Origin of the sequence: Microcystis sp. M179S2, from assembly GCF_020245805.1 — a bacterium.
GTDB classification, from domain to species: Bacteria; Cyanobacteriota; Cyanobacteriia; order Cyanobacteriales; family Microcystaceae; genus Microcystis; species Microcystis aeruginosa.
This window is the reverse complement of sequence record NZ_JADBUE010000363.1, coordinates 1-5118: the sequence shown is the minus strand read 5'-3', so window position 1 is coordinate 5118 and position 5118 is coordinate 1. Positions and strand designations below refer to the sequence as shown.

At 40.2% G+C, this 5118-nt stretch carries 11 protein-coding genes; 2 read left to right on the top strand and 9 right to left on the bottom strand.

Features of this window, described 5'->3' with window-relative positions; genetic code table 11:
- Positions 1–21: 21 nt before the first annotated feature.
- Positions 22–339 (top strand): polyhydroxyalkanoate biosynthesis repressor PhaR, encoded by a 318-nt coding sequence (locus tag IM500_RS22825; protein WP_190722649.1) that lies wholly within the window; start codon positions 22–24, stop codon positions 337–339.
- 62 nt (positions 340–401) lie between these two features.
- On the opposite strand, the gene mnmE is transcribed toward IM500_RS22825, so the two are convergent.
- Complete coding sequence (gene mnmE, locus IM500_RS22820) at positions 402–1775, bottom strand: tRNA uridine-5-carboxymethylaminomethyl(34) synthesis GTPase MnmE (protein ID WP_287739594.1); 1374 nt, start codon at positions 1773–1775, stop codon at positions 402–404.
- Between the two features lie 53 nt (positions 1776–1828).
- On the opposite strand from mnmE, the gene IM500_RS22815 reads away from it, so the two are divergent.
- Positions 1829–2362, top strand: a complete 534-nt coding sequence (locus tag IM500_RS22815) for a DUF2062 domain-containing protein (RefSeq protein ID WP_287739593.1) — start codon at positions 1829–1831, stop codon at positions 2360–2362.
- Positions 2363–2478: 116 nt separating this feature from the next.
- Here IM500_RS22815 and IM500_RS22810 read toward each other — a convergent pair whose 3' ends face one another.
- The 8 genes from IM500_RS22810 to IM500_RS22775 form a co-directional block, all read right to left on the bottom strand.
- On the bottom strand, positions 2479–2709 hold the full coding sequence (locus IM500_RS22810) for an HNH endonuclease (protein ID WP_287739592.1): 231 nt from the start codon (positions 2707–2709) through the stop codon (positions 2479–2481).
- 1 nt (position 2710) lies between these two features.
- Positions 2711–2968, bottom strand: a complete 258-nt coding sequence (locus IM500_RS22805; protein ID WP_287739591.1) for a hypothetical protein — start codon at positions 2966–2968, stop codon at positions 2711–2713.
- A 136-nt stretch (positions 2969–3104) separates the two neighbouring features.
- On the bottom strand, positions 3105–3473 hold the full coding sequence (locus tag IM500_RS22800) for a DUF5615 family PIN-like protein (RefSeq protein WP_002744172.1): 369 nt from the start codon (positions 3471–3473) through the stop codon (positions 3105–3107).
- Entirely contained in the window at positions 3470–3712 is a 243-nt protein-coding gene (locus tag IM500_RS22795) for a DUF433 domain-containing protein (protein WP_002744173.1), read from the bottom strand. Before IM500_RS22795 ends, IM500_RS22800 begins: the two co-directional genes overlap by 4 nt.
- 79 nt (positions 3713–3791) lie before the next feature.
- The gene (locus tag IM500_RS22790) at positions 3792–4229 is read right to left on the bottom strand and encodes a tetratricopeptide repeat protein (RefSeq protein WP_353737934.1); all 438 of its coding nucleotides are present in this window, start codon (positions 4227–4229) and stop codon (positions 3792–3794) included.
- 16 nt (positions 4230–4245) lie between these two features.
- The gene (locus IM500_RS22785; protein WP_002737575.1) at positions 4246–4503 is read right to left on the bottom strand and encodes a ParE family toxin-like protein; all 258 of its coding nucleotides are present in this window, start codon (positions 4501–4503) and stop codon (positions 4246–4248) included.
- Positions 4481–4702: a hypothetical protein gene (locus IM500_RS22780; RefSeq protein ID WP_002736659.1), complete on the bottom strand. Its 222-nt coding sequence runs from the start codon at positions 4700–4702 to the stop codon at positions 4481–4483. The genes IM500_RS22785 and IM500_RS22780 overlap by 23 nt, the downstream gene beginning before the upstream one ends.
- A 72-nt stretch (positions 4703–4774) precedes the next feature.
- A partial coding sequence (locus IM500_RS22775; protein ID WP_287739590.1) for a tetratricopeptide repeat protein occupies positions 4775–5118 on the bottom strand: 344 nt, incomplete at its 5' end.

Genomic DNA, 5118 nt, shown 5'->3' with positions numbered 1-5118 from the left:
TGCAGTATAGGAGTTTACCAAATGTCTAACGAAACTGTTACTTATTCCCTAGAAGCTGTCCTTAAAGAAATTAAAGACAGTATCAAGGAAGTTAGTCAAAAATTCGATAAGATTGATGAACGGTTTGATCGATTAGATAATCGCTTAACAAAACTTGAGATAGGACAAGCAGATATCAAAGGGGATATTAAAGTTTTAGACGGGAAAATTGAAGGCATCGACAACCGGCTAAAATCAGTGGAAGGAACCCAAAAAAATCAGGTCTGGACATTGATTATCCTTTTGGGAAGTGCCATTATTACGGCCGCTTGGAAAGTATTTTTTTCCAGTAATATCTGAGTTATACAATCCTCAACAAAACTACAGTTAACCCAACACAGTTGACCAAATTTCCTCATTGCTTATTTACCAATACAAAAACGGCTAAAAATGCGATCGAGTACCGATTCAGTCACTTCTTCGCCGGTAATTTCTCCTAAGGATTGAATGGCAGTACGCAGATCGATCGACCAAAAATCAAAAGGTAAATTTTGGTCAATTGTTTTTTTGACCTGTTGCAAAGCAATTTTCGCCGTAGTTAAAGCGGCTGCTTGTCGTTGATTAATGGCTAAATCCAAATTAGCCGCCTGTAGTTCTTGATTTTGGACAGCATTAATAATAGTTTTTTCTAAGTCTTCAATACCCTGATTTTGGACGGCGGATAGCTTGACAACTCGCTCAATTTCTGCTGGGTAAATTACCGTTTCTGGATTAACCAAATCAATTTTATTAATCACTAAAATTAATCGGCGATCGCTGACAGAGCGATAAATTTCCCCGTCCTCCTGGGTCCATCCGGACTCTGCGGAGACGGTTAAGAGAACTAAATCAGCAGACCGGGCCGTTTGACGGGAACGTTCCACCCCAATTTGTTCGACTCGATCGCTGGCCGAGCGAATTCCTGCCGTATCGAGGACTTGTACGGGAATTCCCGCCACAACTAGCTGAGATTCGACAATATCGCGGGTAGTGCCGGGTAAATCGGTGACAATCGCTCGATCGCTCCGACTCCAAGCATTTAACAAACTGGATTTACCCACATTCGGCCGCCCCACGATCGCCACTTTCAGACCACTACGCAGCAATTCCCCGCGCTCGGCGGTGGCTAAAATTAAATTTACTTGACAAAAAACCTGTTCTATGCTATGGAGAATCGCCTCGCAATCCAAGGGCGGTAAATCTTCTTCAAAGTCAATACGGGCCTCAATTTCGGCCAAAATATCGAGACAGGTGGCGCGCAAATGGCGGATCGGTTGCGCGAGTTTCCCCTGCAACCCAGCGAGGGCAAATTGTGCCGCTTGGGGAGAACGCGCCCCAACGAGATCGACGACGCTTTCGGCTTGAGTTAGGTCAATTCTGCCGTTGAGAAAGGCACGCAGGCTAAATTCCCCCGCTTGTGCCAAACGCGCCCCATTTTCTAGACATAACTGTAACACCTGTTGTACGGGCATAATGCCGCCATGACAGTGAAATTCCACCACATCCTCGCGGGTGAAAGAGCGGGGAGCCAACATGAGCAACAGCAAAGCTTCATCGATAATTGCTTGACTTTGGGGATGTCGGATATAACCGTAGAGAAGACGATGACTTTGCCATTTTTGACGATTGCGGGTATGAAAAAGCCGACGAGCGATCGCCACTGCCTGACTACCGGATAAACGGACAATACCGATGCTACCCTGTTCCGGAACGATCGCCGTAGCGATGGCGGCGATCGTATCCCCTGTGTTTAACATCTCTTAATCACTCCTTGCTAAAATTGAAGTCAGGATCAATTTTGTCAGCATTTATGCCCGAAAATATGCGCTCACGGTCATTAAAAGCGAAAAATAAAGGGAATAACCTAATTAATCGTCTGACGCGCTCCTGTCGCTACTGGTGGATTCGCTTGGTGCGATTACAGGGACATCCGATCGAAATCGCTCGCGGGTTAGCGGTGGGGGTGTTTTCCGGGGCCTTTCCTTGGATGGGATTACAGATCATTATTGCGATTTTTTTAGCTTTCTGTGTGCGGGGCAATAAAATCGCAGCAGCAGCAGCCACTTGGGTGAGTAATCCTTTTACCTATATTCCCCTGTTTTTGTTTAATTATAAATTGGGAGAATTGTTTTTAGGTCAAGGAAATCAAGCGATCGATAGTCGTATTTTTGCCTCTAACCAAAGTTGGGCGGAAAATTGGGCAAGTTTGAGCGGTGAATTTTTATTAACGCTATTTTTTGGTAGTTTGATTACAGGTCTGTTGGCGGGCATTATCACTTATTTTGTTAGTTATCGTCTCCTCAGTCAATGGCATCACCGGCGACAAACAAGGAGAAAACGCTGATAAATTGTCACCGTTCAGGGGGGGACAAAATCTGGTAATCTAAGGGGCATGGATGAGAAGCACCTACGGTAATCCCATAATAAGTCTAAACTGTTATTTGAATGATTGAATGAATACTATGATTGTGTTGTATTCAGCAAATCTGTACCTTTTTGTAAATTGCAAAAAATACAGGCGGAGCAGAAATTATCAGCCGAAGTTGCTCCCCCATGTTTAACACTAATGATATGATCCACCTGACAGCCAGATACCCTATCATAAGCAGAAATTAAGCAATATTCACAGAGAAAATCGGCACGTTCAGCAACTAATTTTCGCAATTCTACACTAATGTAAGGTCGAGCCATTTTAGTTAGCTCCATTGAGATATTGGTGAGCTTTTGCTTTTGCTAGGGTCATAATATGTTCTAGAATTAAATAAGCATCGAGTTCCTGTTTTTCATCTTGGGTAAGTTCATTATTTTTAGCGTTATAAATTAGGTCTTCTAGGCGATTTTGAGCGGTATCGGAAAGATGAAAGTTAATCACCGATTGGGGGGTGGTTCCCCCTGCGATTAGTTCAATAATTTCGTCATAGACTTTGATGGTTTGAGTTGTTGTATTCATGGGTTTATTCTGTTGGGTTTATTGGGTAGGGAAAAAGCAATTACAATTTAATGAACTGTAAAAGAATTGCTGTTTTTCTATCAGGTTTAAAAGTGGTGATCGCTATTTAATTTATATTAGGAACACTATTAATTTGTCAACCAGATTTTCTGATCCTAAACTTATTTTTATCCACAATTACCGTTGAGCCAATAATTTCTTCTATATCTACGGTATTGATAAAATTTTCTAAAACCTGTCTAATTTCTACCGCTATCGCCTCAAAAGGAAATCGTAAAATAATCAGACCACAATGGGTATTGGGAGGATAATTTTTGATATTAGCCCATCCCAAATCACGGCTAATAATAATTCGCTGTTCTCGTTGAGCAAATCGAAATAGCTCAGGGTCTTTTGTGCCACTTAGTCCAGAGGTTTTTACATGAATAGCGTCATAACCTTTAGAATTTAGCAAGTTGCTTAAACTTAAGGGGCAGTCTTCATCAATTAAAAAGCGAATTTTCAACTGGTTTTCTCCATTGGATAAATGATTTCATTATTTAAAAGTTCAGAAAAATATGCTAAAGAAGCAAGAATTTGCTCTTGAGTAACTCCATATTCCTCCATGACTTCTTCATAGCTCATTCCTCCTGCCAGGGAACCAATAACAATGGCGATCGGGATTCGGGTTCCTGTTAAGATTGGTTTACCATGTTGAATTTCGTTATCTATGGTAATAGCATTATTTAATAAGTTGGTTGTCATTAATTTTCTCCGTTTAAGTTTGATTAAGAATAAACTGATTTAATTTCCTAAAAACTTGACATAATCCCATCAATCACAGTTAAGACGATGGATGTTGCTGTTGTCGCAGCCTTTGTAAGTTTTCCCGAATCTTAACAGTAGTAGGATGATTCTCCCCTAAAGCTTGCTCGGCAATTGCTAATGATTGTAAATAGAGGGGTTCTGCTTCTTCATACTTTCCTTGAGAATCGTACAATTTTGCTAAATTGTTTAGGGAAATAGCAACAGAGGGATGATTCTCCCCTAATAGTCGTTTCCTTAATTCTAATGCTTGTAAATAGAGGGATTCTGCTTCTTCGTACCTTCCTTGAGAGTGGTATAGTTTTGCTAAATTATTAAGATTTTCAGTGATATTGGGATAGTTATCGCCTTCAAAAATTTCTGGACAGTATTTTTTTAGATTTGCCAGAAATTCCTGTGAGGTAACTTCAGTAAAATCTTGGTGGATAATATTGCGAAATTCTTTAGTATCTAGCATGGTTAATTTTCTCCTTCTATTTAATTAACTCTTCATACTCATCATGAGAACCAATCCAAAACCAGTAATAATCTTCACCTTTTTTCAATGCTAAAGCTCTATAATTTTCAGTTATTCGGACTGACCAGACATTTTTCCCTACTTTCTTGAAATGTAATGATCGATGGAAAACATTACTAATCCAGAGACGATAGGCTTTTTTTGCCTGTTGCTTAATGTAGGGAGGTAAGTTGGCATAACATTGCCAAAAATCAGGAGTTGTTAAGGATTTCATCTAAAGGCTTAACTTGATTGTTACTGATATCATTGTTGACTTTTTGTAATAGTCGATCGAGTTTCCCTGATTCGAGATCGTTTTTTATCTGTTTGTCCCAACTATCATCAAGATAGTCTTGTAACCAAGCTGATAATTGATGGATTTCTTCGTCAGGCAACTGGAGAATCGCGGATTCAATATCTTTGAGTGTAGTCATGATTGTTTAGTTGATTGAAGGTGATTGTATTATTTTATATTGTTGTATTATCGGATGGGTTAATAACCCATCCTACGGGAGCGACTCTAAGTTTTCCCGAATCTTAACAGTAGTAGGATGATTCTCCCCTAAAGCTTGCTCGGCAATTGCTAAAGCTTGTAAATAGAGGGGTTCCGCTTCTTCGTACTTTCCTTGGGAATTGTACAATCTTGCTAAACCATTGAGGGAAGATGATACATGGGGATGATTGTCACCTAATAGTTGTTTATCTAATTCTAAAGCTTGCAATAAGAGGGGTTCAGCTTCTTCGTACCTTCCTTGGGATAAGTACAATCCTGCTAAATTGTTGAGGGAAGTTGCCACATCGGGATGATTGTCCCCTAAGAGTCGTTTTCTCAATTCTAATGCTTCTAGAT